Source organism: Novosphingobium kaempferiae (assembly GCF_021227995.1).
Lineage (GTDB): Bacteria > Pseudomonadota > Alphaproteobacteria > Sphingomonadales > Sphingomonadaceae > Novosphingobium > Novosphingobium kaempferiae.
In genome coordinates this window covers 2,987,680-3,013,314 of the sequence record NZ_CP089301.1, presented here as the reverse complement: position 1 = coordinate 3,013,314, position 25,635 = coordinate 2,987,680, and the positions used below count along the sequence as shown (strand labels likewise).

The 25,635-nt window shown below is 68.8% G+C and carries 22 protein-coding genes; 11 read left to right on the top strand and 11 right to left on the bottom strand.

Going from position 1 to position 25,635, the window contains the following annotated elements; translation table 11 throughout:
* Positions 1 to 12: 12 nt before the first annotated feature.
* Together add and LO787_RS13590 are read left to right on the top strand one after the other, a co-directional pair.
* Complete coding sequence (add, locus tag LO787_RS13595) at positions 13 to 1,107, top strand: adenosine deaminase (protein ID WP_232491560.1); 1,095 nt, start codon at positions 13 to 15, stop codon at positions 1,105 to 1,107.
* Positions 1,101 to 2,441, top strand: coding sequence for an MmgE/PrpD family protein (locus LO787_RS13590; RefSeq protein WP_232491559.1), 1,341 nt, complete (start codon positions 1,101 to 1,103; stop codon positions 2,439 to 2,441). Before add ends, LO787_RS13590 begins: the two co-directional genes overlap by 7 nt.
* Here the strand turns inward: LO787_RS13590 and LO787_RS13585 are convergent.
* Positions 2,410 to 3,078 carry a response regulator transcription factor gene (locus LO787_RS13585; RefSeq protein WP_232491558.1) on the bottom strand — a complete coding sequence of 223 codons (669 nt, stop codon included), beginning with the start codon at positions 3,076 to 3,078 and terminating at the stop codon, positions 2,410 to 2,412. The two genes, LO787_RS13590 and LO787_RS13585, sit on opposite strands and share 32 nt — an antisense overlap.
* Before the next feature lie 328 nt (positions 3,079 to 3,406).
* Positions 3,407 to 4,048: a polysaccharide biosynthesis/export family protein gene (locus LO787_RS13580; protein WP_232491557.1), complete on the bottom strand. Its 642-nt coding sequence runs from the start codon at positions 4,046 to 4,048 to the stop codon at positions 3,407 to 3,409.
* Between the two features lie 391 nt (positions 4,049 to 4,439).
* On the opposite strand from LO787_RS13580, the gene LO787_RS13575 reads away from it, so the two are divergent.
* The 9 genes from LO787_RS13575 to LO787_RS13535 all read left to right on the top strand — a co-directional run bounded on the left by LO787_RS13575 (position 4,440) and on the right by LO787_RS13535 (position 15,719).
* The gene (locus LO787_RS13575; protein ID WP_232491556.1) at positions 4,440 to 5,093 is read left to right on the top strand and encodes a sugar transferase; all 654 of its coding nucleotides are present in this window, start codon (positions 4,440 to 4,442) and stop codon (positions 5,091 to 5,093) included.
* Positions 5,094 to 5,176: 83 nt separating this feature from the next.
* The gene (locus LO787_RS13570; RefSeq protein WP_232491555.1) at positions 5,177 to 6,385 is read left to right on the top strand and encodes an outer membrane beta-barrel protein; all 1,209 of its coding nucleotides are present in this window, start codon (positions 5,177 to 5,179) and stop codon (positions 6,383 to 6,385) included.
* Between the two features lie 42 nt (positions 6,386 to 6,427).
* Positions 6,428 to 8,569, top strand: coding sequence for a GumC family protein (locus tag LO787_RS13565; RefSeq protein WP_232491554.1), 2,142 nt, complete (start codon positions 6,428 to 6,430; stop codon positions 8,567 to 8,569).
* On the top strand, positions 8,566 to 9,702 hold the full coding sequence (locus LO787_RS13560; RefSeq protein ID WP_232491553.1) for a glycosyltransferase: 1,137 nt from the start codon (positions 8,566 to 8,568) through the stop codon (positions 9,700 to 9,702). The genes LO787_RS13565 and LO787_RS13560 overlap by 4 nt, the downstream gene beginning before the upstream one ends.
* Positions 9,699 to 11,168: a glycoside hydrolase gene (locus LO787_RS13555; RefSeq protein WP_232491552.1), complete on the top strand. Its 1,470-nt coding sequence runs from the start codon at positions 9,699 to 9,701 to the stop codon at positions 11,166 to 11,168. Before LO787_RS13560 ends, LO787_RS13555 begins: the two co-directional genes overlap by 4 nt.
* Entirely contained in the window at positions 11,168 to 12,121 is a 954-nt protein-coding gene (locus LO787_RS13550; protein WP_232491551.1) for a phosphoribosyltransferase family protein, read from the top strand. The genes LO787_RS13555 and LO787_RS13550 overlap by 1 nt, the downstream gene beginning before the upstream one ends.
* A gap of 26 nt (positions 12,122 to 12,147) precedes the next feature.
* The gene (locus tag LO787_RS13545) at positions 12,148 to 13,254 is read left to right on the top strand and encodes a polysaccharide pyruvyl transferase family protein (RefSeq protein WP_232491550.1); all 1,107 of its coding nucleotides are present in this window, start codon (positions 12,148 to 12,150) and stop codon (positions 13,252 to 13,254) included.
* Between the two features lie 137 nt (positions 13,255 to 13,391).
* Positions 13,392 to 14,612 carry a cell wall hydrolase gene (locus tag LO787_RS13540; protein ID WP_232491549.1) on the top strand — a complete coding sequence of 407 codons (1,221 nt, stop codon included), beginning with the start codon at positions 13,392 to 13,394 and terminating at the stop codon, positions 14,610 to 14,612.
* A 222-nt stretch (positions 14,613 to 14,834) separates the two neighbouring features.
* A complete protein-coding gene (locus LO787_RS13535) occupies positions 14,835 to 15,719 on the top strand; it encodes a calcium-binding protein (RefSeq protein ID WP_232491548.1) in 885 nt (294 codons plus the stop codon).
* Positions 15,720 to 16,038: 319 nt separating this feature from the next.
* On the opposite strand, the gene LO787_RS13530 is transcribed toward LO787_RS13535, so the two are convergent.
* From LO787_RS13530 to LO787_RS13490, 9 genes are all read right to left on the bottom strand, one after another.
* Positions 16,039 to 17,583 (bottom strand): lipopolysaccharide biosynthesis protein, encoded by a 1,545-nt coding sequence (locus LO787_RS13530; RefSeq protein ID WP_232491547.1) that lies wholly within the window; start codon positions 17,581 to 17,583, stop codon positions 16,039 to 16,041.
* The gene (locus LO787_RS13525) at positions 17,529 to 18,455 is read right to left on the bottom strand and encodes a glycosyltransferase family 2 protein (protein WP_232491546.1); all 927 of its coding nucleotides are present in this window, start codon (positions 18,453 to 18,455) and stop codon (positions 17,529 to 17,531) included. The genes LO787_RS13530 and LO787_RS13525 overlap by 55 nt, the downstream gene beginning before the upstream one ends.
* The gene (locus tag LO787_RS13520; protein ID WP_232491545.1) at positions 18,452 to 19,543 is read right to left on the bottom strand and encodes a glycosyltransferase family 4 protein; all 1,092 of its coding nucleotides are present in this window, start codon (positions 19,541 to 19,543) and stop codon (positions 18,452 to 18,454) included. The genes LO787_RS13525 and LO787_RS13520 overlap by 4 nt, the downstream gene beginning before the upstream one ends.
* 2 nt (positions 19,544 to 19,545) lie before the next feature.
* Positions 19,546 to 20,412, bottom strand: coding sequence for a glycosyltransferase family 2 protein (locus tag LO787_RS13515; RefSeq protein WP_232491544.1), 867 nt, complete (start codon positions 20,410 to 20,412; stop codon positions 19,546 to 19,548).
* A 2-nt stretch (positions 20,413 to 20,414) separates the two neighbouring features.
* Entirely contained in the window at positions 20,415 to 21,746 is a 1,332-nt protein-coding gene (locus LO787_RS13510) for a glycosyltransferase family 4 protein (RefSeq protein WP_232491543.1), read from the bottom strand.
* Positions 21,743 to 23,077, bottom strand: coding sequence for a polysaccharide pyruvyl transferase family protein (locus tag LO787_RS13505; RefSeq protein ID WP_232491542.1), 1,335 nt, complete (start codon positions 23,075 to 23,077; stop codon positions 21,743 to 21,745). The genes LO787_RS13510 and LO787_RS13505 overlap by 4 nt, the downstream gene beginning before the upstream one ends.
* Before the next feature lie 177 nt (positions 23,078 to 23,254).
* A complete protein-coding gene (locus LO787_RS13500; RefSeq protein WP_232491541.1) occupies positions 23,255 to 23,539 on the bottom strand; it encodes a hypothetical protein in 285 nt (94 codons plus the stop codon).
* A 157-nt stretch (positions 23,540 to 23,696) separates the two neighbouring features.
* Complete coding sequence (locus LO787_RS13495) at positions 23,697 to 24,134, bottom strand: hypothetical protein (protein WP_232491540.1); 438 nt, start codon at positions 24,132 to 24,134, stop codon at positions 23,697 to 23,699.
* Positions 24,131 to 25,588, bottom strand: coding sequence for a GMC oxidoreductase (locus tag LO787_RS13490; RefSeq protein ID WP_232491539.1), 1,458 nt, complete (start codon positions 25,586 to 25,588; stop codon positions 24,131 to 24,133). Before LO787_RS13490 ends, LO787_RS13495 begins: the two co-directional genes overlap by 4 nt.
* Between the last annotated feature and the right edge of the window lie 47 nt (positions 25,589 to 25,635).

The window sequence follows — 25,635 nt, the reverse complement described above, 5'->3', positions numbered from 1 at the left end:
TCCCCCGAACGCATGAATTCCATCGGCAACGTGCCGGTGTCCCCCATCGGCAGGTCGATCACGCAGGCGCAGGCCGCCTTCTTCGCGGCGCTGCCCAAGGTGGAACTGCACTGCCACCTGCTCGGCGCCATCCGCCGCGAGACTTTCACCGACCTCGTGCGCAAGCGGCAGGCGCCGATCACCGATGCCGAGATCGCCAGCTTCTACGAGCGCGGCAGCAAGCCGGTCGGCGTGCTGCGCGTGCTGCGCGCGCTGGAAGCACACCTGCTGCTGGAGCCGGAGGACTTCCGGCGCATCACTTACGAATACCTCGAAGACGCCTCCATCGAGAGCGTGGAGCACGCGGAGTTCTTCTGGAACCCCACCGCCACCATGCGCGACGCGGGCCTGCCCTATCGCGAGGCGCAGGCGGGCATCGTCGCGGGCATCCGCGAGGCGGCGGCGGACTTCGGCATCAGCGCGCTGCTGGTCCCCGCCATTGACCGCGAGGCGGAAGCCTCCGAAGCGCTGGAGATGGTCGAGCAGGTCGTCGCCCACCGCAATCCCCTGGTCGCGGGCATCGGCATCGATTACCGCGAGAACGACCGTCCGCCCGAGATGTTCGCCGAAGCCTACGCGCTGGCGCGCCGCAACGGCCTCAAGGCCACCGCGCACGCGGGTGAGTTCGGGATGCCGTGGAACAATGTCGCCACGGCGGTGGACGTGCTGGGCGTGGATCGCATCGACCACGGCTACACCATCGTCGACAACCCCGAACTTGCGGCGCGCTATGCCGAGCGCGGGATCATGTTCACCATCGTGCCGACCAACAGCTACTACTTGCGCACGCTGAGCGAGGATCGCTGGGCGCTGGACCACCCGATCCGCCGCATGGCCGAGCTGGGTCTGGCGATGCATCCCAACACCGACGACCCGACGCTGCACCACGTCACTCCGGCGGGCGCGTGGCAGCTCATGGTCAGCCACCTCGGCTTCGAGCTGGCCGACCTGCGCGCGATGATGCTGCACGGGATCGAAGGGAGCTGGGCGGACGAGGACAGCAAGGCGCGCTGGCGCGCCGAATGGCCCGGCCGCTTCGACGCGCTGGTGGACATCGCCCGGTGGTGATCGGAGCCACCGGCACGGTCGTCAGGCTGAGCCGGGAGGCAGCTGCCGCGATACCCGAAGCCACGCGCGAGATGGCGCGGCTGTGCATGCTCGACTGGTTCGGGCTGGGGCTGGCGGGCATGGCGGAGCCGGTCTCGACACTGCTGCTCGCCGGGGCGCGGGCGGAAGGTGCCGCGCCCGCCGCGACGATCTTCGGCGCGGGCCGCCGGTTCAGCGCGCGTCAGGCCGCGCTGGTCAACGGCGTCGCGGGCCATGCGCTCGACTACGACGACGTCAGCCTTGCGATGAACGTCCATCCGACCGCCGTGCTGATGCCGGGCATCTTCGCGCTGGCCGAGCAGCGCCGCCTGCCCGGTGCGCGGCTCGTCGATGCCTTCGTCGCGGGTTACGAGGCGGCGGGGATGATCGGGCGGATGATGGCGCGCAGCCACTACGCGCGCGGCTTCCATGCGACCGGCACCATCGGCGCGCTGGGCGCGGCGGTCGCCTGCGCGCACCTGATCGGTCTGGACGAGGAGGCGACTGCGCGCGCCATCGGCCTTGCCGCTTCGCAGGCGGCGGGGCTCAAGGCGCAGTTCGGGACTATGGCCAAGCCGCTCCACGCGGGCCGGGCTGCGGAGGCGGGCCTGCTCGCCGCGCTCTGGGCGGAAGCGGGCATGACCGCGCGGACCGATATCCTCGAAGCGCGGCAGGGCTTTGCCGATACCCAGTCGGCCGGGCTTGGCGCGGAGCCGACGCTGGACGGCTACGAGCTGGACCGCAACCTGTTCAAGTTCCACGCCGCCTGCTTCGGCACGCACGGCACGCTGGAGGCGGTCGGTCGGCTGCGGCAGGTGGGCTTGCGGCCCGAGGACGTGGAGAAGATCACCCTGAAGGTGGACGCCGGGCTCGACCGGATGTGCAACATCGCCGAGCCGCGCACCGGCCTTGCCGTGAAGTTCAGCCTGCGCTTCAACGCCGCGCTGGCGCTCCACGGCTTCGCCACCGCGGATATCGCGACTTATGCGGACAGCCTTGCGGACAATGCGGACCTCGCGCGGACGGCGGCGCAGGTCGAAGTCGAACTCGCGCCTGAAGGCTGGCCCGAAGACCTCACTGAAGTCACCGTGATGCGCCGGGACGGGATAGTGCTGACCGAGCGGCACGACACTTCGGTCCGGACCGAGGACATGGCCACCCTGCGCACGCGGATCGAGGCGAAATACCACGCACTCGCTGCGCCGGTGATCGGGCCGGAGGCGGCGTGGACGCTCGCGGCGGCGGTGACGGACGTCGATGCGCTGGCGGATGTCGCCGAACTGGCTACTGCATCATCGCCTGCTGCTCGAAGCTGACCATGTTGCGCGAGGTGGCCCACATGGCCGCCTGCGTGCGGTTGGTCACGTTGAGCTTGCGCAGGATCGCCTTGACGTGGACCTTCACGGTGGCTTCCGTGACGTCGAGCTTGCGGGCGATGCGCTTGTTCGAATAACCCGCCATCAGGCAGCACAGCACGTCATGCTCACGCTGGGACAGGTTGGAGCGCCCGTCCGCCGCATCATGCTGTACCACCGGAGCCTGAATGCGCAGGTCGTCGCGCCGGAGCACATCGGCCACGTCCGGCGGCATGATCCGGTGGCCGAGCGCAGCCAACTGCAGCAGCGCGATCAGCGTGTTGCAGGGCATGTCCTTCACCGCATAGCCCTGCGCGCCATGATCGAAGCAGCTGAGCATGGAGGAGAGGTCGAACTTCTCCGCCAGCACCAGCGCCCGCGAATGCTCGCGATTGCCGAGGACGCGCAGCGAGGTGATCTGGTCATCGAGGCTGGGCACGTCGACGAGGACGAGGTGATCGTTCCCGGCTGGCAGGTCAGGCAGGTCTTCCACGCAGGAAGAGGCCGAAACCACGTCGATACCGCCGTCCGAGACGATGCGCTTGAGCCCTTCCCGCGAAATCACGCTGGGGCTGATGATGGAGACTGAAATTCCCAACGGTCGACCTCCGCAAGTGTCCTCCGGAGTGCGGCAGCGCAAACCTCCGGATCGCTGTTAGTAACCGACCTTTCGGGGTCGAATGCCGCTGAACCGCGTCAGAAGGCGCGGGTACGCAGCAGCATCAACGGCAAGGCATCCTCATATTTTCTTCTTGTCGATTCGTTCCGGACCGCGTTGTCTTTGCGATGATCATCCGAAACGGAACTAATATGTTTTTACATACGTGAGAAATTTTTGGCTGTGCATGGTGCTTTTTCAGCATGCAGTTCCATAATGGGGTTGAGCGGACTTTCCCATCGGATGAATCGAGCCCGCCCATCCATTTTCAAAGCAGGGATTCCCTCACGGTGATCGTATCGCCCGGCATGATGATGAGGCCGGGGTCGCCCAGCGGCACCTTGCGTCCGCCGCCCCAGACCTTGCGCTGCACGACGACATCGCCCTTGTTGGCGCGCGCGGTGAAGCCGCCGGCCTTGGCGATCGCCTGCAGAAGCGAGATTTCGCCCGCGTAGGTATATTCGCCCGGCTTGTTGACCTCCCCCAGAATGTAGAAGGGGCGATAGGCCAGCACGTCTACCGCGACGCGCGGGTTGAGGACGTAGCCGCCCTGGCTCAGCTTGGCGGCGACGGCGTCGGCCATCTGCTGCGGACTGGTGTTGGCCGCCGTGACGTCCGCGATCAGCGGCATCGTCACCGAACCGCTGGCGCCCACTTCGTATTCGCCGGTGAGGCTGGGCTCGTCATAGACGGTGACGCGAAGCTTGTCGCCGGGCTGGAGGCGCAGGGCCTCGGGCGCGCGGGTGTTGGCTTCGGAGACGCTGACGCCGGGATAATCCTGCGTCGCGCAGCCGGGCAACAGGGCCAGCGAAAGGACGCCGCATGCTGCGATGCACGCGCGGCGGGCGATGGCGGGAACGGACGCCGAGACCGGCCTGTCGCCCCCAAGACTATGCGTTGATCGGATCAAGTTACCCTCCTGGTGAGACGCCGGAACCGATGCTCCAAGGCATGCAGCGATCCTATTCATGTACAATTTGAGCACCATCACTCTTTTGAGGGGCGGAAAAAGCAGGGCATTTCGGGGGCTAACTCGAAAGAGGTAAGCGGCCCTAAGTCTTATGCCCGTTTGCGAGTCGAGCATCGATGCCTTCACTCTAAGCTTAGTCAATCAGTTGACCGTTGTTCCGCATTGCAGCGCGAACCGGCCAACGGATACCGAAGCAGAGAAGGCGGTCTCTATGTACGGGAACTCGATCGGAGTGCAGGCCCGAAGGCAGGCATCCCTCTCCTATTCCCTGCTGCCCGAGCGGGATGCAGCGCCTGCTGCCGGGGCCTTTCGTCCGGCGCCGATCGCGATCGTGAGTCGGTCCCGCTGGGACTGCTGGGGCGAGCTTGCCGGACCCGACCATGCCCTTGCGCGGCCCATCGACACTGTCCTCGCGGCCTTGCTCATCATCGGCTTCCTGCCCGTCTTCCTCCTGATAGCTGCGGCGATCTGGCTGGACGATCCGGGGCCGATCATCTTCGTGCAGCGACGGGTCGGGCGAAAAGGCAAGTGCTTTCCGTGCTTCAAGTTCCGATCGATGCAGGTCGATGCGGAGAAGCAGTTGGCGGGTATCCTGCGGGACAACCCGGAACTGCGCGAGACGTGGGACCGGGACCACAAGCTGCCGGCTGACCCGCGCGTCACGCGCGTCGGCAGGATCCTGCGCATGACCAGCCTCGACGAACTGCCGCAGCTGTTCAACGTCGTGCGTGGCGAGATGAGCATCGTCGGCCCGCGCCCGATCGTGGCGGCCGAAGTGCCCCGCTATGGCCGGTACATCCACCACTACTACGCCCTGCGTCCCGGCCTGACGGGGCTGTGGCAGGTCTCGGGCCGGTCCAGCGTGACCTACCGTCGCCGCATCGCCGCCGACATCAAGTATGCCCGCGCCCGCACCCTCGGCTTCGATGCGATGATCCTCGCGGCGACCATTCCCGCCGTGGCGACAGGGCGCGGTTCGTGCTGACAGGCGGGCCGTCCAGGCGCAGGCATCGCGCCGCGAGGGTGCGGGTCCGGCAGGGAGCGTGGTCCCGGTGCCGGGCTTCGGCCTTGTGGTTCGCCGGTCCGGTCATCCACCTGTTCGCCCCCGGTGCGGCATGGGCGCAGGACTATGCGGTCGGCGTGCCCGAGGCCCTCATCGACAGCGAAAAGCCCAAGGGCCTGCCGCTCGGATCGTTTACCCTGCTGCCGCGCGTGAACTTCGATCTGCGGCAGGACAGCAACATCTACAACCAGCCCAACGCGCGCGATGATACCGTGGCCGTGCTGCGCCCCGGCGTGCGGCTGGACAGCAATTTCTCCCGCCACGCCCTGCGCATCGACGCGGCTGCCGAGGGGCGGCGCTACTTCGACACGCCCGAGGAGAACAGCAACCAGTGGGCGGTGCAGGCGACCGGGCGGCTGGATTTCGCCAGCCGTTACGTCCTGACCACCGATGTCGGCGCGGCGCGCCGGATCGAGCGGCGCGGCACGTTCGGCGACCAGTTCTTCACCGACCGGCCGGTTTCCTACGACGAATTCTCCGTCGGCACCCGCCTTTCGCGCATGGGCGGCGTCATCGAATGGCAGGCGGGCGTGAGCACGCGCAAGCTCAGCTACAACGACGCGCGGCAGGGCGGCCTTGCGGTCGACCAGTCGTTCCGCGACGTGCGGCGCGACGCGGTTTCCTTCCGGATCGACTACAACCGTTCGTCCCGTCTCGGCCTGTTCGCCCGCGCGACCGGCACGCGGCTCGACTACGATCTGGGCCGGGACCGCAATTCGAAGGGCTTCTCGATACTCGGCGGCGCAAGCTACCAAGTGACCGATCTCGTCACGGTCGAGGCGGGGGTGGGCTACGTCAAGCAGAACACCCGCAGTCCGACCCGGCCGGACATCAGCGCGGTGGACTACCACGCGCTCGTCCAGTGGACGCCGACCACCCGCACCCGCTTCGCGTTGCGGGCCGAACGCACGGTAGAGCGCAGCCCGCTCGCGGTGGGCGCGGCGGTGCTGCAGTCCACCATCACCGGCAGCGCCGCGATCGCCGTGGGCAGCCGAACCCTGATCGGGCTGGAGGCCGGGTTCCTGCGCAACAGCTACGACGGGTTCGACCGGCGCGAATCGCGGCTCTTCGCGGAAGCGACGGTGCGCCATCAGGTCGCCCGCGGACTTGCCGCCTTCGTTGGCGTCAGCGGCCGCACGCAGCGCGGGTCGGGCATCAATCCCAGGGAATACGACGGCGCCGCGGTGCGGCTTGGAGTGAGTTTCGCGATCTGAGGCGTGAGCCGATCGATTGGTCCGGAAGGGCAGGAGTAGACCATGAACAGTTCACATCAAATCATCAGCGCCGGCCCGGACCCGCGCGACATCGCGACCTCTCCCGGCCAGGCGCTGATGCTGCCGTCGAGCCGCGTGGACCTCGGCGAATCGCTGGCCTTCTTCCAGCGGCGCTCGGGGCTGATCGCGCTGGTTACGGGGGCCGCGCTGGCAGTGGGTGCGCTCATCACCTACACGACCCCGACCGAATACACCGCCGAGGCCATGGTGAGCCTTCAGGCGCCGCCCGAGGAACCGGCGGAGGGGTCGACCGCAGGGCGCCAGGCCGGTCCGTCGCCGAACAGCGCCTATGTCGACACGCAGGTCGAGATCATCCAGTCACGCGATCTCGCGCAGCGTGTGGCTTCGGCGCTGGGCGCGCTGGACGGCAAGTCAAGCGCCGAGCAGGCGCAGATCGTCACGGAGTTCCAGTCCAACGTCTCGGCGGTGCGCAGCGGCGAGAGCTACGCACTCAAGATCATCTTCGAAGGCGCGGACGGGCAGGGGGCGGCCAAGGGCGCCAACATGTACGCCCAGCAGTTCACCCAGATCGAGGTGCAGTCCTCTCGCGAGAGCAACCGGGAGACCACCAAGCTCGTCGCGCCCCGGCTTGAAGAACTGCGCCAGCAGGCCCACGCCGATACCGAGCGGCTGCAGCGCTATCGCATCGCCAACGGGCTCCTCAGCACTTCCGGCGCGTCGCTGACCGAGCAGGAGATTTCCAGCTACAACCAGGAAGTCACCCGCGCTCGCGCCGAGGCGGCGGAAAGCCAGGCGCGCCTCTCCACGGCGCAGGCGCAGTTGCAGTCGGGCTCGGCGGGCGACGACGTGGGCGAGGCGCTCGGCTCAAGCGTGATCGGCGGACTGCGCGCCCGCGAATCGCAGGTCGGCGGCGAAGTGGCCAACCTTCAGGCCCGCTACGGCGCCAACCATCCGCAGCTGGTGCGCGCTCAAAGCGAACTCGCCGAAGTGAAGCGCAACATCCAGAGCGAGATCGCGCGCATCATGTCGAACCTCCAGGCGCAGCGCGACGTCGCCAACCAGCGCCTCGGCTCTCTGACCGAGAGCCTTGGCGCGGCGCGCGGGAACCTTGCGCGCAACAATGCGGCGATGGTCGGGCTCGACGAACTGGAGCGGTCAGCGCAGTCGTCGCAGTTGCTCTATGAAAGCTACCTCAACAGCTACAAGCAGCTGATTGCGCAGGACGGCACCCAGCGCCCCAATGCCCGGGTGCTTTCCCTTGCCGAAGTACCCCTTCTCCCCAGTTCTCCCAACGTGCCGATGAACATGCTGCTGGCGCTGGTGATCGGCCTCGGCGCGGGGCTGGCGGCGGCTTACGTGGCGGAATCGCTGTTCCGCGGGGTGTCGACGGCGGACGAGGTGGAATACGGCTTGGGCTCACGCTATCTGGGCGCTATCCCGCTGCTGTCGTCGGTCAGCCGCAAGGCCCGGCGCGAGGTTCCGGCGATCACGCAGGAGCCGCGATCGGCCTTCGCCGAATCGTTCCGCTCGCTGCGTACCTCCATCGAACAGGCGGTCTACGGCCCGACGCAGGTGATCGCGGTCACTTCGGCGCTGCCGAAGGAGGGCAAGACCACCGTTTCGTCCTGCTTCGCGCAGACCCTGGCGGTCAGCGGCCGCACCACGCTCCTCGTCGACTGCGACCTCAGGGGCCGCGGGGTCAGCCGCCTCCTGCGCCTCGCGCCCGAGCATCCCGGCCTGATCGACGTGCTGGAAGGCAAGGCGACGCTGGCGGAAGCGCTCGTCACCGGGGAATCCGGGCTCTGCGTGCTGCCGATCCGCCCCTCGGACAGCGACACCGAGACCCTGCTGACCGGCGAGACCTTCGCCCGGCTCCTGCAGGAACTGCGCGCGTGCTTCGAGCATGTCGTGCTCGACCTGCCGCCGGTCCTGCCGATCGCCGCCGGGCGCTCCATCGCCGGGATGGCCGACGCCACCGTCCTCGTCGTGCGCTGGCGCAAGACGATGCGCGGCGCGGCCCGCTCGGCGCTGCTGATGCTCCCGCGTGAGACCGTCAACGTCGTGGGCATCGCCATCAACCGCATGGACCTGCGCCGCCGCCGCCTCTTCGGCCACAGCGACCCGGCGTACTTCTACCGCCAGTACAAGGGCTACTACGCATGAACCTGATGATGGCAGGCACGCCCACCGCAAGACGGCACGGCCGCTTCAGCGAGCCGCGCGTCGCCATCGTCCATTACTGGCTGGTGTCGATGCGCGGCGGCGAGCGGGTGCTTGAGCGCCTGCTCGGACTGTTTCCGGGCGCCGACGTGTTCACCCACGTCTACGACGACAGCAAGATGTCGGAGAGAATCCGCAAGGCCAAGGTCACGACGACCTGGATCGACGGGCTGCCGTTCTCCAAGCGGTTCTACCAGTACTACCTGCCGTTCATGCCGATGGCGCTCGAAGCGCTGGACCTGTCGGCCTACGATCTCGTCATCAGCAGCGAGAGCGGGCCGGCCAAGGGCGTCATCACCAGCCCGCACGCGCAGCACCTGTGCTACTGCCATTCACCCATGCGGTATCTGTGGGATCACTACCACCTCTACCGCAAGGATGCGAACCCGATCGCGCGGGCGGCGATGCCGCTGATCTATCACCGGATGCGGCAGTGGGACATGTCGTCCAGCGCCCGCGTGGACACGATCGCGGCGAACAGCAGCTTCATCCGCGACCGCGTGCGCAAGTATTGGCGGCGCGAGGCGGAAGTGATCCACCCCCCGGTGGAAACCCGCCTGTTCACGCCCAGCCTCGACGTGGACGACCATTACCTCTGGGTCGGGCAGATGGTCCCCTACAAGCGCCCCGACCTCGTGGTCGAGGCCTTCACCCGCACCGGTCAGCCACTGCTGATGGTGGGCGACGGCGGGATGCTCGGCAAGCTGCGGAAGATGGCCGGGCCGAACATCCGCTTCGTCACCCGCCTCGGCTTCAACGACCTGCGGCAGGCCTATGCGCGCGCGCGCGGGCTGGTGTTCACGGCGGAGGAGGACTTCGGCATCGTTCCGGTGGAGGCCATGGCCTCGGGCCGCCCGGTGCTCGCCTACGGACGTGGCGGGGTGCTCGACAGCGTGATCCCCGGCGAGACCGGCCTGTTCTTCGATCAGCAGACGGTCGATTCGCTGGCCGAGGGCATCGCGCGCTTCGAACGCTGGCTGCCCGAATTCGACCCGCGCCGCGCGGTCGCGCAGTCCAACCTCTTCGCGCCCGAGCATTTCGACGCCAGGATCCTTTCCGCGGTGGGGCAGGCATGAGTTTCACCCTTCTCGGGCTGTTTCAGCTCGTCGTAGGTTCAGTTCTGTTATTCCGCTCGATGGCGGCGATGCTGGTGTTCCTGATGGTCTCCGGCCTGTTCGGCGGTGCGGCGGCGCTGACCGTTCCCGCGCTCGGAAACAGCTCGATTCCGCCGATCCAGTTTGCGCTGGTCTTCGTTTACCTGCGGCTGATGATGCCGAAAGGCGGGTTCTTCTCGATCTGGACGGAGGGCGTGAAGGACAACTTCCTGCTGGTCCTGTTCACGCTCTACGGCATGGTCGCCGCCTTCGCCGCGCCGCGCATCTTTGCTGGAGACATCGACGTCGCGCCGATGCGGTTCGACGATGCGCGCAGCCTCTTCGACACCGTTCCGCTCAAGCCCACGGCGCAGAACATCACGGCCGCCGTGTACCTGCTGGGCGCGCTGCTCATCACGCTGGGCACTTATGTCGCGGTGCGCACGAAAGGCGGGCTCGAGGCGCTGGTGAAGGGCGGCGTCGTCATCGCCTGGTTCCACGCGCTGAGCGGCCTGATCGCGGCCCAGACCAAGGGAACGCCGATCGGCGGCATCTTCGCCGCGTTCCGCAACGGCACTTACGCGCAACTCGACCAGAGCTACCAGGGCTTCAACCGCATCGACGGCTTCTTCCCCGAAGCGTCGGGCTGGGCCTCGTTCGGCCTCGCGTGGTTCGTGTTCAACTGCGAGTGCTGGTATCGCTCGGTCTGGGCGCGGCACACCGGCGCCGCAGCGCTGCTGCTGGGCGGCGTGCTGTGCATCAGCACTTCGAGCACCGCCTATGTCGGACTGGCCTGCTACGCCCTGTTCTTCTTCGCGCGGGCCCTGCTGGCGCCCGGCAGCGGCGAACCGCTGCGGTTGCGGCAGGCCGGGGTTGCAGTCTTCGCGATGACCGTGCTGGCGGCGATCGCGCTGGCTACATTGCCCGGCGTCGCCGCGAAAGTCGGGGACATGGTCCTCCACATGACGGTCGAGAAGGGACAGAGCGAATCCGGCCAGCAGCGCCTTTTCTGGGCGATGCAGGGCTTCAGCGCCTTCACTGCTTCTGCGGGACTGGGCGTCGGGCCGGGCAGCTTCCGCTCTTCGAGCCTGTTCACCGCGATCCTCGGCACCATGGGCGTGATCGGGGTGGTCACATTCGGCGGCTACCTGATCCATGTCGCGCGCTCCATCGGAGCGGGAAGCGATGACGGGCGCGATGCCGTCTCGTCCGTGATGCGCGCCTGCGCGGTGAGTGCGCTCATCATCCTGGTCCCCGCCGCGATTTCCTCGCCGAACAGCCACCCGGGCACCAACTTCGCCATCTTCGCAGGCGCTGCGCTGGCGTTGCGCGCAATGCTGCCGCGCAGCCGGGTACGTCCCGAGTTCGCGCTGATCGTCAGTCGCGGCCTCTCCGGGGTGCCGCCGCAGGGAATGCCTTCAGCAGTATCGCCGGGGAGCGCCGGGTAATGCATTTTCGTTCTATCAGCGACCTCTATCGGGACGTATGGGCTGCGCTGGGTCGCCTGCCGCACGACATCGATATCGTGGTGGGCATCCCCCGTAGCGGCATGTTGCCCGCCTCGATGATCGCGCTCGCCCGCAACCTGCCGCTGGCCGATATCGACGGGTTCGCCGAAGGGCGCATCCTCAACGCGGGCCATACCCGGCGGGAAGGAGCCGAAGGCCGCAGCGGCTTTGCCCATGCGCTGGTCATCGACGACAGCTGCCTCACCGGCACTTCCATGCGCGAGGCGCGGGCGAAGCTGGCGCACCTCGACTGCCGCCTGACGTTTGCGGCGGTCTACGGGCCGACACGGGAAACGACGGCCGTGGATTTCATCTGCGCGAGAGTCCCGGAACCGCGCGTGTTCGAATGGAACGTATTGCACCATCCGCTCGTCTCGCGGGCATGCTTCGACATCGACGGCGTCCTCTGCGTCGATCCGACCGAGGCGCAGAACGACGACGGCGCGCGCTACCTCGACTTTCTCCAGACCGCGACGGTTCTGCACCGCCCGCGCCGTGAGATCGCGATGCTCGTGACCAGCCGTCTGGAGAAATATCGCCGCCCGACCGAGGACTGGCTGGCGCGGCAGGGCATCCGCTATCGGGAATTGCGCATGCTCGACCTGCCGGACGCGGAGACGCGGCGACGGCTGGGGGCGCACGCCAGCTTCAAGGCCGGAGTCTATCGCGAATCCGGGCAGGATCTGTTCGTCGAAAGCGAACTCCATCAGGCGCGGGACATCGCGCGGCTGTCAGGCAAGCCGGTGCTGAGCCTGCAGGGGCCGCAGATGATCGTGCCCAGTGCGCTCAATCCCCGGGCGATCGGGCACAAGCTGGCCCCGTCGAGAATGCGGGCGAAAGTGGGCCGGGCCGTGGCGCGGATGTTGCAGTCCGGGCAGGCGGTTCGTTCGTGATGCGATAGTTGGCGAGGAGCGATGCGGTGACGTTTCAGCAGGTTCGGGATGGCATCTCGAACACGGGACCGGCGAGCGTGGCGGCAGTGGCGCCGCGGCGGCAGGTCTTCGTCTGCGGAGACCTCCATAATCTCGGCGATCTCAAGCTCTTGCTCCAGAATCTGGCGCTGACGCAGGGGCGGGGCGGGGTGGTGCGGCGGTGGGCGGCATTGCCTCCGGCCATCGTCCGGCAGGTCGAGGAGGCGGGCGGCGAACTGGTGCCCGGCCGGCGGATTCTGGTGTTTGCGGGCCGGACTTTCGGCAAGGAACTGGTGTTCGGCGGCGGGCAGCTGGTGCGTGACAACGTCTCGATCGCGTCGCTGGCAGGACTGCTTTTAGCCACGGTCAGCGCGCGGCTGGGAGGCGGCCAGCTGGTGACGCGGGGGCTGGGCGTGAGCGTGATCCGGTCCCGCTTGCGCCGGTGGCTGTGGCGGGCGGTGCTGCGCCGTTGCGCGGTGGTCAACGTGCGGGATGAGGCTTCGGCGCGCAATGTGGGGCTGTTGCTGCCGGGCAAGGCGGTGGCGGTGCATGCGGACATGGTGTTCCTGCCGACGCCGGGGCCGCAGGCTGTCCTGCCGCCCGTAGAGGAGCGCAGATGGGTGGTCGTGGCGCCCTGCATGGACGGGAGCGAGGGGCGTTCGCTCGATGGGCCGGGGCTCGATGCGGCGGTGGAGGCGGCGCTGGCGTTCCTGCCCGATGCGCAGATCGCCATCGCCTGCCATGACCCGCGCAAGTCCATGGACAAGGCGGCGGCGGCGCGCCTTGAGGAGAGGTGGAATGGCTGGAATCTGCGGGTTTTCGACAGCTTCGAGCTGGGCGAACTGACCGAGCTTTACCGCAATGCCGCCCTCGTCGTGACCAATCGCCTGCACGCCCTGATCTTCGCGATTCTGGCCGAGGCACCGGCGCTTGCCATCGATGACGGAACCGCCAAAGTCCGCGTCGTTGCGGACCGTTTCGCCATTCCCGTGATCTCCCGCGAGGCTGCCGCCGGCGTCGCGGAAGAGGTGGCGGCGGCGCTTGCATTCGACCGCGAACGGCGCGGCAGGGTGAGGGAGGAACTGGCCGCAAGGGCTGCACTGAACCTTGCCTGAGCGGTACTTAACGGAACCTAGACGCACCTGGCGGCACCTAACCCCGCCAGAACACCTCCGAAGAGGTACTCCGCGCGCGCCTGCGCTAGCCCGGTTGCGTCCTGTCACCATGCCGCCGTGAGAGGCATCACAGTGGGGTGTACGATCTCGTCGACTCGATCCCGGCCCCGGTCGGGCGACCAGCGTGGTCCGGACCGCTGGGGGTGGCGCGCGGGCCCGCCGCGATCGTCGTCGCGGCGCTGCTTTCGTCCTACACCCTGCCTGCGGATCGCATCCACATCCCGCTGCCGATGAGTTCGACGCTGGCATCGGCGCGCGTCTTCACGCCGTTCGCCACCGCGCCCGGAAGCACGGAGCCCGCGATCTCGCCCGTCGATGCGCGGCTGATGAATGCGCGGCGTGCGATCGATGCCGCGCCGGGCGCGGGCCTGCCCTATCGGTTCGCAGGGGCCGAGGTGGACCGGCAGCGGGCGCTGACCTGCCTTGCCGCCGCCGCGTGGTACGAGGCGGGCGACGATCCGGGCGGAGAGCGCGCCGTGATCCAGGTCGTGCTCAACCGGATCCGCCATGCCGCCTACCCCGCGAGCGTCTGCGGCGCGGTGTTTCAGGGGTCGGAGCTTTCGACCGGGTGCCAGTTCACCTTCACCTGCGACGGCGCCCTTGCGCGCAGGCCCGGCGTGGCGGCGTGGGGGAGGGCGCGGGCGCTTGCCGCCGCCGCGCTCGACGGAGCGGTGGACCCCGTGGTCGGCGACGCCACGCATTACCATGCCGACTACGTCTATCCTTATTGGGCGCCGACCCTCGCCAAGCTGGCGACCGTTGGCGCGCATGTCTTCTACCGGTTCCCGTGGGGCGGGGGCAGGAAGGCCGCGCTCGGCGTGCCCGAACCGGTCGTGCCGCAACTCGTCGCGATCTTCGGCGAGGGGGGCGAGGCCGCGCCGGAGCCCGGCCCGATCGCGCCGTCTCCCTTGCCCGCCCTGGTTCCGGCCCATCCGACAGCACTGACCTCCGGGCCGACGTCCAGCTTGCCCGCCCGGCAGCTCTCCTCCGCCATCATGGTCGCGGTCGACCCGGCGGTTCCCGCAGGCCGCTGGGCGATGGACGCCATGTCCCGCTGCGCTGGTAAGACCGATTGCGCGGTGGTCGGCTGGAACTCCCCCGCGCTGCTGGAGAGCAACCGCGTGCGCGCCCTGTCCGATCAGGATCGCCCGGCGTTCGTCTTCACGCGCAACCATGCGTCGCGCACGGAAATGGCGCTGTGGGACTGCACGGTCGCCGCCCGTCCGGACGCGCGGCAGTGCCTTCCGGCGGATCGCGGCGCGGTGCAGCGGCTTCTGCGCGCGCAGGAGCATCAATGACTATCGTTTGTCAGTAATAAAATTCAATAAATTCAGTGAAGGCCGAAATCGCTGAAGCAAGTCGCCGTATGCAGGGGGCTGTGCGTCCTGAACGGTCCTTCGGGTACGGTGACCCTGTCCGACCAATATTGTAGCGCGGAGCAGAGCAACATGCCTCACGCGGAGTTATTGGCATTGTCTGAAGAAAAATTTGCGTTATCTCGCCGTCAGTTAGTCGCTGGTATGGCCGCTGCTCCGTTGATTCCGGCGGTCGCCAAGGCGGGACCGGCGCAAATCGCGCGCTTCATGGTGCAGGGGCGGCCGCAGGACACCCAGTCCGTCTACAAGCTCGCCAACATCATGTCCGCGCTCGACAAGCTGGGCGGCGTCCGCAAGATGCGGTGCCGTGAGCCCTACAGCGGCACGGCGGGCTGGGCGACCTACGTCGGCCTCGCGCGCGCCGGGGTGAAGTTCTGCTTCACGCTCTCGGTGCGCGACATCGCCGTCACCCTGCGCGACCTGCGCTCGTTCCTCGCCACCGTGCCGGGGTCGATCTGGGCCATCGAGTTCCCCAACGAGCCGGACCTCAACCCGGTGACCTACAACGGCGTCACCGACAAGCGGCTCGGCTTCCGTACCGGCAATGCCCCGGCGCTGATGGCCTTCATCAAGGACTTCCACGCGGCCATCAAGATCGACCCGGTGCTGCGGTCGATCCCGCTGATCGCCAGCAACGACTTCATGCAGGCGCAGCAGGCGCCGTTCACCACCTACTCCAATTCGCACATCTACCCGACCCCGCCGAGCAACGTCGCCTCGCGCCTCGACGGTTTCCGCACCAAGGTCGTCGAAGGCAAGCATACGCAGGGTGTCATCACCGAATGGGGCCGCACGACCGGCGGCAGTTCGAAGAACGTGACCTCGCCCCCGGTCAGCCTCAGCCAGCAGGCGACCCTGCTCGCCTCCGACGTGCGCACCGCGCTCGGGCGGTCCTACGTCAACACGATCAGCATCTACGAGCTGTTCTCGTGGAAGGGGACGAGCGAGATGACCAACTTCGGCCTGTTCAACAACGACCTGTCGCCGAGGCCCGCGGTGGCCGCGCTGCGGTCGGTCCTCACGGCCTGAGGCACGGAAACATCGGTCGCCACCTCGCGAAGGCGGGGATCCATCTTCCGGCGGTGCTGCAGGTGACGTCAGGAGATGGGTTCCCGCCTTCGCGGGAATGACGGTCGATGAGATGCAGGCATGCTTGATGGCGCGATGACATCGGTTTGAACCATCGTTCGAACCACCCTTTCGTCATTGCGAGCGCAGCGAAGCAATCCAGCGGCTCAATGGAGCATAGGGGGCCAACCATGGATTGCTTCGCTGCGCTCGCAATGACGAAGCTAAAGTTCATGACGATGCTTCAGGCTATGCCGATGCTTAAGGTCATGACGAAGTTCTAGATTACGGCAGGACGGGCCTTGCCCTTCCTGAACTTCGCGATCGCGCCGCGCGCGAGGCCGAGCAGTTCGGCTTCCGCGCCGGCGCACCGCCCGCTGGCGATCCACAGCAGGTGCAGCGCCGCCGTATAGGCCAGCGCGCCCAGCGGGGAGAGGACGGCGATCCTCAGCAGCGGCCCGGCGCTCCATGCGAGCAACTGGTGGTCGGTCGCGACGACGACCACGGTCATGCACAGCACCGCCGCGATGGTCCGGCGATGGGCGAGCAACTGGTCGAGGCTCGACAGCCCCGTCATCGATCGCACCAGCGCCGACGTGATGAACAGGCCGATCAGCGCACTCAGGAAGCGACCCCAGACGAGCCCGGTCAGCCCCCAGCCGATCATGCCCAGCGTGACGCAGGGTACGCGCAGCAGCAGCCCCCAGACGTCGCGGACGAACAGCGCCCGCGTCGCGCCCTTGGCCATCGCCAGCGGTCGGGATGCGGTGACGAGCGTCTGGATCGCGTAGCACAGGCCGATCACCTCGATCAGCGGGATCGTCGCCGACCACTTGGGGCCGAGCGCCAGTTTCACGAAGGGTTCGGCGAGCAGCATGAAGCCGACCGCGATGGGCAGCGCGACGATGCCGATGGCCCCTTGCGCGGTCTGGTAGGCGGAGCGCAGCCGCGCCCGGTCGTCCTGCATCCGCGCGAAGCTGGGGAACAGCGACTGGATCAGCGGCGTCGTCGCCTCGCGGCTGGGGATGGCGGCGACGTTGTCGGCCATCGAATAGGCACCAAGCTGCGCGGGCGGCAGGAACAGGCCGATCACGAGCTGGTCGAAGCGCCAGTTCAGCGTGTTCATCGCCTGGCCGAGGAACAGCCAGCTCGAAAAGCCGAGGAGATCGCGCGAGCGGGACAGCGTGAAGCGCGGGCGGTAGGGGACGAGAGCATAGCTCAGCAGCGTCGAGATCGCGGTGCCGATCGCGCTGCCGACGACGATCGCCCAGTAGTTGCGCAGCCACAGCGCCAGCCCGATCGAGATCGCCAGCGTCGCCAGCTTCTGCACCACCTGCATGAGGATCATCGGCCGGAAGCTCATCTGCCGGGTGCGCAGGGCGACGAGCGGGTTGGTGAGCCCCGCCAGCGCGCCGGTCACGCCGGACAGGACGAACAGCGGGGCGAGGCGCATGTCGCCGTAGAGCTTCGCCAGCGGCACCGAGGCGAGCGCGAAGCCGACCGCGATCAGCACCGCGCGCACCAGCGACATGGTCCAGGCGCTGTCGACATGCTCCTGCGACGTCTCGGCCCGCTGGACCAGCGCGGCGCCCACCGACAGCTCGGTCAGCGCGACGAGGATGCCGAGCACCGTCGTGCAGATCGCGACGAGGCCGAAGTCCTGCGGCGTCAGCAGCCGCGCGAGCACCACCATCGCGACGAGGTTCGCGATGTTCGTCACCACACGGGTGACGCTGAGCGCTGCCGCGCCCCGGGCGACGCCGACTTTGGTCATGCCGGGCTGGCGGTAGAAGGCGCGCGGCGCTGCCGGTCGCGCCAGATGCATTGCGCGGTGCGCACCGCGATCGCCAGCGCGCGCCTGGTCGGCACCCGTATGACCGAGCGCGCGACCAGTTGCAGCGCGGCGCGATAGTCCCCGAAGCGGCGCTTGATGTCGGCCTCGGTCAGCATGTGCTGGGCGAGCACGATGTTGCGTTCGCGTGCGCTCTCCACGTCGGCGAGGAGGTGGACGAAGATGGCGCGGTGGCCGGAGACGACCTTCTGCATGTTGGTGGTGATCCGCTCGTGCGGGCCGCAGTTGAACAGGACGAGCGGCAGGCGCGCGACGCCCATCGGCCCCATCTTGCGCAGGCGGAACCACAAGTCCCAGTCCTGGCAGCTCGGCAGCGCGGGGTTGAAGCCGCCCGCCGCCTCCAGCGCGTCGCGCCGGATCACCGCGCCCGACGTGCTGCCCAGCACGTTGGAGCCGCGCAGGTCGAGCAGCGAGGGATTGTCGCGCGGGCGGTGGATCGCGCGGGACGTCACGCCCACCAGCCGGAACCCGCAGAACAGGCCGACGAGGTTGGGGCGCTCTTCCAGCATGGCGAACTGGCGCTCCAGCTTGTCCGGCTCCCAGGCGTCGTCGGAATCGAGAAACGCCACCCATTCCGAGCGCGCCCGCGCGATCCCGGCGTTGCGCGCGACGTTGGCGCCGCCGTGCTGCATCTCGATGAACTCGATGCTGAGGTCTTCGGCCGCAAGTTCGCGCAGCCATTCGATGGTGCCGTCGGTGGAGCCGTCGTCGACCACGAAGATGCGCGTCACCGGCAGCGTCTGCGCCTTGATGCTGGCGATGGCGGTGGGCAGCAGCGCACGGCGGTTGTAGGTCGGGATCACCACGTCGACCTGCGGCCGGTGGGGGGTGGGGGCCTGCATCATCGCTTCTCCTGTCCAACCTGCCGGATGACGTCCATCAGCCGCGTGCCCGCCTCGCTCCAGGTGAAGCGCGCGGCCTGCCGCTTCCCTTGCGCGATCTTGGCGGCGCGCAGGTCCGGGTCGGTGCGCAGGCGGTTGATCGCCTCGCTCCATTCCCCGGGCCGCTCGGTCCCGGCGTAGAGCGCGGCATCGCCGCAGGCCTCGGGGATCGCGCCCGCCGGGCTCGCGATGACCGGGCATCCGCAGAGCATCGCCTCCAGCGGCGGCAGCCCGAAGCCTTCGGTGCGCGAGGGGAACAGGATGGCCAGCGCCGCGCTGAGCAGCCCCTTCAGCTCCGCATCGCTCGGCCGCCCGGCGAACACCGCATCCTGCGGCGGCGTGAGCCCGGCGGCGAGGAGATCCTCGCGCCCCGGCCCCACCACCACCAGCCGCGTCGGCCCGGTCTCCCCGGAGGCGAAGGCGGCGAAGGGCGTGGCGTTGTTCTTGTAGGCCTTCACGCTGCCGAATAGGACCGCGTAGCTGCCGGGTTCCAGCCCCAGCCTCTCGCGCAGGCCGTGATCCTCTCCGGCGTCGAGGATGTGGTCGGCGCCGTTGGCGATCACGCGGGTCCGGTCGGCGAAGGAGATCGCGTGCTGGTCTAGCATCCGGCGCGAGAATTCCGACACCGTCAGCGTCGCCTTGCTCGACCGCCCCAGCAGCGGGGTGAGCCAGCGGTAGCCGAGCCGCTGCCGCGCCGGATAGCCGCAGTCGGTGAAGAGGAACTGCACGTCGTGGATCATCGTGATCTTGTTGCGGTGGGCCACCGGGGCGAGGTTCGCGAGGTTCACCAGCACCCCGTCGCGCGCGGCGAGGGGGAGGACGACCTGTTCCCAGAGCTGGTCGGTGCGGGCGTAGTCGCGCCGCTCGATGGCCTCCAGCGGCGGCACCCAGGTCGCGCTGGCGCTGGTCATGAGGTAGGCGGGCGGCCGTTCCTCGCGCGGGACGAGGGCGAGCATCCGGTCGCATTCGCGGATCAGCCGGTCGGCGACGCGGTGGACGCCGTTGAGCGCGCCGCCGTAGAACTTGCCGTTGAAATAGATCGGCTGGAGCATCGTCACATCGTCTCCACGCGGCGCGGGTCGATCCTGCCGCGCAGCAGGTCGACGATGGCGATGAGGTTGCCCAGCAGGCGGCCGCGGCGGTCGATGTGGGGCTCGGGAAACAGGCTGCGGACCGCGTTCGAGGCGAGGTTCTGGAGGAGCAGGCGCTGGCCGAGGTTGGGCTGCATCGTGCCCTTGCGCCAGAGGTGGACGAGGTTCGCGACCTGCGAGTAACCCAGCCGTTTTCCGGGGCTTCTGGCGCTGCGGGTGCCGAGGTGGATGCCGGTCAGGCAGGGGCCGGAAACCAGCCTTCCGCGCCGTCCGAGGCGGTAAGTGTAGTCGATGTCCTCCTGCCAGCCGTAGAGCGGCAGCGCCTCGTCGAACCACAGGTTTTCCGCGGCTTTCAGGCGGATCGCCATGTTGCATCCGTAAAGCGCACGGCGCGCACTGAACGGCACCGAGCGGCACCCAACGTGACCATCGAGGCGCCGAACGGCATCATCGAAGGGGATCTCGTCGCCATGGATGCCGTCGGCGAGGAGATCGCCCGTCGCACCGACGATTCCCGGGTCGGAGGCCAGCGTCTCCTCGATCACGGCGAGGTAGTCGTTGTGGGGCACGAAGTCGTCGTCGAAGAAGACGATGACGTCCGCCCGGTCGGCAAGGTGGCGCAGCGCGTGGTTGCGCTGGCGGCACAGGCCCTTCGCGCCGAGGATGACCTCTGCCTTCATGCGGCCCCCGCCGATACCCTCGACGTCCTCGGGCTTGGTGGCGGAGACGAGCACGCCGTCGGGTTGCCGGGTCTGGTCCGCCAGCCGGTCCACCGTGCGGGCGAGGAGCGGCGCGCGGCCCAGCGATGCGAAGACGACGTGGATGCGCATCTTCACACTCCCCACAGGGCCGGGCGGTTGCGGAACGGGCGGAGCCTTGGGGCCAGCGTGGTGACCGGGGCCGGTCCGGTCCCGGCAACGCTGCGGCGCACCGCCGTGACGAGGCCGGGGCGTCCGCCGTCGAGGTAGCCTTCGTAGGCCGCCTCCAGCGCATCGAGCCAGCGGTCGGGCGACAGCGCGAGGCCGGTCGTGCGGCGGTGCGCGTTCTCGCTCATGCCCAGCGTCAACGCATCGTCGGCGAAGATGCCGGCGAGCGCGCCCGCGAAGGCGTCGGCGTCGCGCGGGTTCACGGCCAGCCCCGCGCCTGCCGCCACGATGTCGGGCGCGATCAGGGCATCGGCGGAAGTCACCACCGGCAGGCCGCTCCACAGCGCCTCCACGGCGGCAAGGCCGAAGGGTTCGATATGGCGGCTGGGCATGACGGCGACGCGGGCCTCGCGCGCGAAGGCGGCGATGCGGTCGTGCTCGTGCCGCCCGACCCACGACATCTCGGGGTAGCAGCGCTTGAGGTCGTCGCCCAGATCGCCGGTGCCCACCGCGACGAGGCGCACTCCGGCGCGGCGGCAGGCCTCTGCGGCAAGGTCGATCCCCTTGGTCGCTTCGAGGCGACCGACGAACAGGACGCTGCGGTTGCGCTCCGCCGCGATGCGGTCGGGCACGAAGGGGCGCACCGGGTTGGGCAGCACCGCCATGTCGCGCGCCAGCACGCCCGAGCGCGCGAAGTAGGGGGCCATGCCGCCGTGGATCAGCAGCAGCGGCAGCGGATAGTCGCGCAGCAGCGCGTTCTGGATGCTCTGCCGCCCGACGCGCCACAGCTTCGAGGCCATGCCCCGCCGGTCGCAGGCCGAGGCGATGCAGGGCAGGCTCATCGGTTTCGCCGGGCAGGGCGCGTCCTTGCCGAAGTGGAACATCGCCCCGTTCGGGCAGGAGAAGAAGAAGTCGTGCGCGTGGACCAGCGTGCGCCCGCGCACCGCCACCATGCCGTTGAACAGCGCGGGGGAGAGGATCTGCGACCAGCCGTGGATGTGATAGACCGTGCGCGGCGTGTCGTTGGCGGCGATCCAGCGCGCCACCATGCTGGCGGCGGGCCGGTTGTAGAGCCCGCGCACGGCGGTCGTCACCGGATTGGATTCGAGCAGGCGGCCCTGGCCGAGCGCGACCACCTCGATCCCTTCGTCCGCGAGGTCGTCGTTGCCGGTCGATCCGCACAGCACCGTCACCCGATGCCCGCGCCGCGCGAACTGCACGGCGGATTCCATCGCGAGCTGCGAGGCCCCGCCCTTGGGCTGCGCGAGATCGTTGACGACGACGATGCGCTCGATCATCCGGCCCGTGCTCCGTTGATCTTCTGCTCGGTGGCGGCAAGGTCTCTGCCCGAAAGCAGCCGCTGCGCCAGCGCATGGATCGCGCCTTTCGCGGTCTCCTGCAGGTGCGCGTGGGTCTGCCCGTCGATCCCCTGCGCCATCGCCGCCATGGCAAGGTCGGCGACGTGGAGCGGGCTCGCCTCGCGCGGGTCGATCACGAAATAGCCGCGCCCGGTCTGCTCGAAGAAGCTGCGCAGCTTGCCGTCCCACGCGAAGCCGACCGTCGGCACCTTGTACGAATAGGCGACGATGCAGGCGTGCAGTCGGTGCGCCAGCACGCAGTCGAACCCGGCGAGGGTATGCGCCAGTTCCCCGGGCCGCGCGAAGTCGGGGGCGAAGCGGATCGCGGCATCGTCGGCCAGCGCGATCTTCAGGCGGTCGCGGAACAGCCGGTCCTCCGGGCTGCCGTTGGTGAACAGCATGACCTCGTTGCCGAGCGCGGCAAGTTCGCGCGCGACCGCGACCATCCATGTCTCGAGCTGGCGGTCGTCGTGCCCGTCGTCGTGATGGAGCCGGAGCGCGATGGGCGCGGTGACGCAGATGCCGACGCGCGGGCCCGTGGCGTCGGGCCGGGGTGCGGGGCCGTACTGCCGCGCGGTCAACAGGCCCGGGTCGGGCGCGTGGGCGACCGCACCAATGCCGAGAGTCCCCATGACCGCGCGCCATGCCGATGCCGATTGGGTATCACGGACCGAGAGGCTGACGATCCGCGCCGCGAGCAGGCGCGCGGCCAGTCGCCGCCGTCCCGCGCGCGACCATTGCCCGGATACCCCGACGCTGGCGACGGCGACCGGCAGCCCGCGCGCATTGGCGAGCTTGAGCGCCTCGGAAATCTTGACCGGGAAGTTCTGGTCGACGTCCTGGAACAGCGCTCCGCCGCCGACGATCACGCTGTCGCAGTGCTTCAGCTGCTCGCGCCAGCGCGGGGCCATGCGCAGCCGCACCAGCGCCAGCAGCAGGGCAGGCACGATCCGCGCGCGCAGGGGGGCGGGCAGGCGCTCTATCACCGCCAGCATCGCGGCGCGGTTATTGCCGTGGGCGGGGTCGAAGGCGGTGCGCCCGGCGAGGTCGATCGACACCGGCTCGACGCGCGGATCGGCGCGGCGCAACTCGCCTTCAAGGCATTCGGCGATGATCCCGTCGCCGAGATTGGGGCTGTACTTGACGTTGAAGATGCCGATCCGGTGCGTCGTCGTCGCCGCCTCCTGCGGGCGGAACGGCGCGATGCCCGGCTGCGTAGCCGGTGCCTCGCCCGGTTCGCGACGCAGTGCCAGGTGGTGGGCGGCTTCCATCGACTATCCTTGCATCGGTCGGCGCGGGGCCGCCCGGCGGGGTGGAGGCACCCGCCCCGCCATCATCGGAAGGCTATGCAATTGCGGACCCGTGGCGAAGACGCGCAAACGGGGGGCTCCGAAATGGGTAGGGGGCTGCGCAGGCGTCCGGCCATAACAGCAGACTAGGCCCGAAGATCAGGACATCGGCCGGGTGAATTCCAGCGTGTCGGCCAGCGCGCGCAGGGTGGAGGGCAGTTCCTGCGACATGCCGAAGCACTCGTAGAAATTGACCGTCGCGCCCAGCATGGCGACGGCGACGGCGCTGGCGGGCAAGCCCATCTCGGCGATGCAGGCGTAGCTGGCGGCAAGCTGGCGCGATACCGGAGCGAAGGCCCGATAGTCGATCTCGTCATGGGCATTCGCGATGGGGTCAAGAGGATTTCCGCCCCCTCGGGCGTTCGAACGCGACGAGTCACTCATGACACACCCCGACCTTGCTGCCTCGGGTCCGCGACGACGGCCTTCAGCGTTAACGGCTACAAACCGCCTTATCGGTAGCTACGCCATCCGAGGCCACTGCTAAGAAGAGCCTAATCATTTCGGGCCGAAATCCGCCGTTCCTACCTCTTTCGAGGAGTCAGGAGAGGTGCGCGAAGGGGTTGGTGCAGGGGTTGGCGGCGAAGAGCCCGCGATATTCGAGCGGCGCCGTGGGCGGCGCCCCGGTGAGCCCGGTGGCGAGAGCGAACTCGGTCAGCAGCTTGCGGTCGAAGCTCTCCAGCCGCGCCGCCACCGCCGGGCGCAGGCGCGTCAGGTTGCGAACCGGGCCTGCGGTCTCGAAGAAGCGCAGCATGTCCGCCTCCAGCGCGCCCATCGCGCGGTACGCCTTCTCGAAATCCTGCGCGAAGCGGGCGAATTCGGCGTCGGCCATGGTGAAGGGGCCGACGAGGCGGTGGAGGATGGCGCGCATCGCCTCGGTGCGACCGCCCGCCGTCATGAACAGCGCGATCCCGCCCGATCCCGCCACTCCGGCGACGCCGATCCCGGCAAGGACGGTCCTGCGGCTGATGCGGCTCATGCGAGGAGGCTCCTTGCGGCGCGGATCGACATCGCGCCCACGGTGAGGCTGGGATTGCTGGCGGAGCAGGTGGGGAACACGCTGGAGCCGACGACGACGAGGTTGCGGAAGGCGTGATGCACCTGCCCCGCGTCCACCACGGCGTCGGCGGGGTCGGTGCCCATGCGCAGGCTGCCCTGAAGGTGGCTTTCGGTGGGGCGGACCAGCCGCCGCTCGATCCGCTCGACCGGCAGGGCGGAAAGGATCTCGGGCAACTGGTCGAACGCCCGGTCCGCACCGTCGAGGGCGTAGCGCCCCGGCTCCTTGCCGACCACGCGCGCCCGGCCGTCAGGGGCGAGCACGACCGCGTCGCTGTCGCGCGGCAGGTCCTCGACGACGATGACGATGGGCAGGGTCTGGCGCCACCTGCCGGGCTCGGGCCGGAAGCCGAACTTCCAGCGGTTCTCGAAATAGAGCAGCGCCGCGCCGGAGGTGGAGCGGAACGCGCCGTCGTAGGCGCCGTAGTCGAGCCCGGTGGTGATCGTGCTGCCGTCGAAGTTATCCACCCCGTCGAGGAAGACCTCCACCTCGATGCCGTAGGCTTCGTGCAGGCCCCTGCCGACCGGTCCCCGGTCGATGCCGGACCGCAGCAGGATCGCCGGGGAATGGATGGCGTTGGCCCCCAGCACGAAGAGGTCGCCGCTGACGCTGTACTCCTTCCCGCCGGAGCGGAACACGACCGAGCGCACGGCGCCGCCCTGCGCCTCCAGGCTCAGCACTTCCGCACCGGGACAGACGCTGACCGAGGGGTGCTGGAACACGTCCATCAGCCCGTTGTTGGCGGTGAACTTGGCGTCCACCGGGCACAGCGAGCAGCGCAGGTTGGCGCAGCACGGCCCGCGCGTCTCGGTCGCCTGTCGGGCGCGGGCGGTGGGCATGACGAAGTGCTGCTCCGGCCGCGCGCGCTTCAGCCGGGCGTCGGGGGTGGAGGGGATGTGCGGCGGCTGCGGGAACGGCTTCGAACGCGGCAGCACGCGGCCCATCGCGTCGTCGCCGGAGATCGCCATGATGTCCTCCGCCTCGCAGTAGAACGGCTCCAGCGCGGCATAGTCGAACGGCCAGTCGCGCCCGGCGCCGTAGAGGCTGCGCAGGCGGAAGTCGGTCGGATGGAAGCGCGGGGTCTGCGCGAACCAGCAGTTGGTGCCGCCGCCGAAGCCGATGGTGAAGTTCCACGGGCGGGGGCTCTCGTTGGCATACGTCGATTCCGGCGCGATGTGCGTCTGGCGGCCGTCGGCCCACTGGTCGGCATGGCTGCGGATGTCGCCCCATTCGAGCACCAGCACCCGCCCGGTGCGGGCATGGCGCAGCGCTTCGTGGAGGAAGAAGCCCGAACCGAAGCCGGAGCCGATCACCACCGTGTCGAAGTGCCTGCCCGCGATGTCCGCCGCGCGTACCTGGCTCCTGAGCGAAGCCATGCGCTAGCGCCCGCCCCTGCGGACGATGTGGCGCGCCGGGGCGCGGG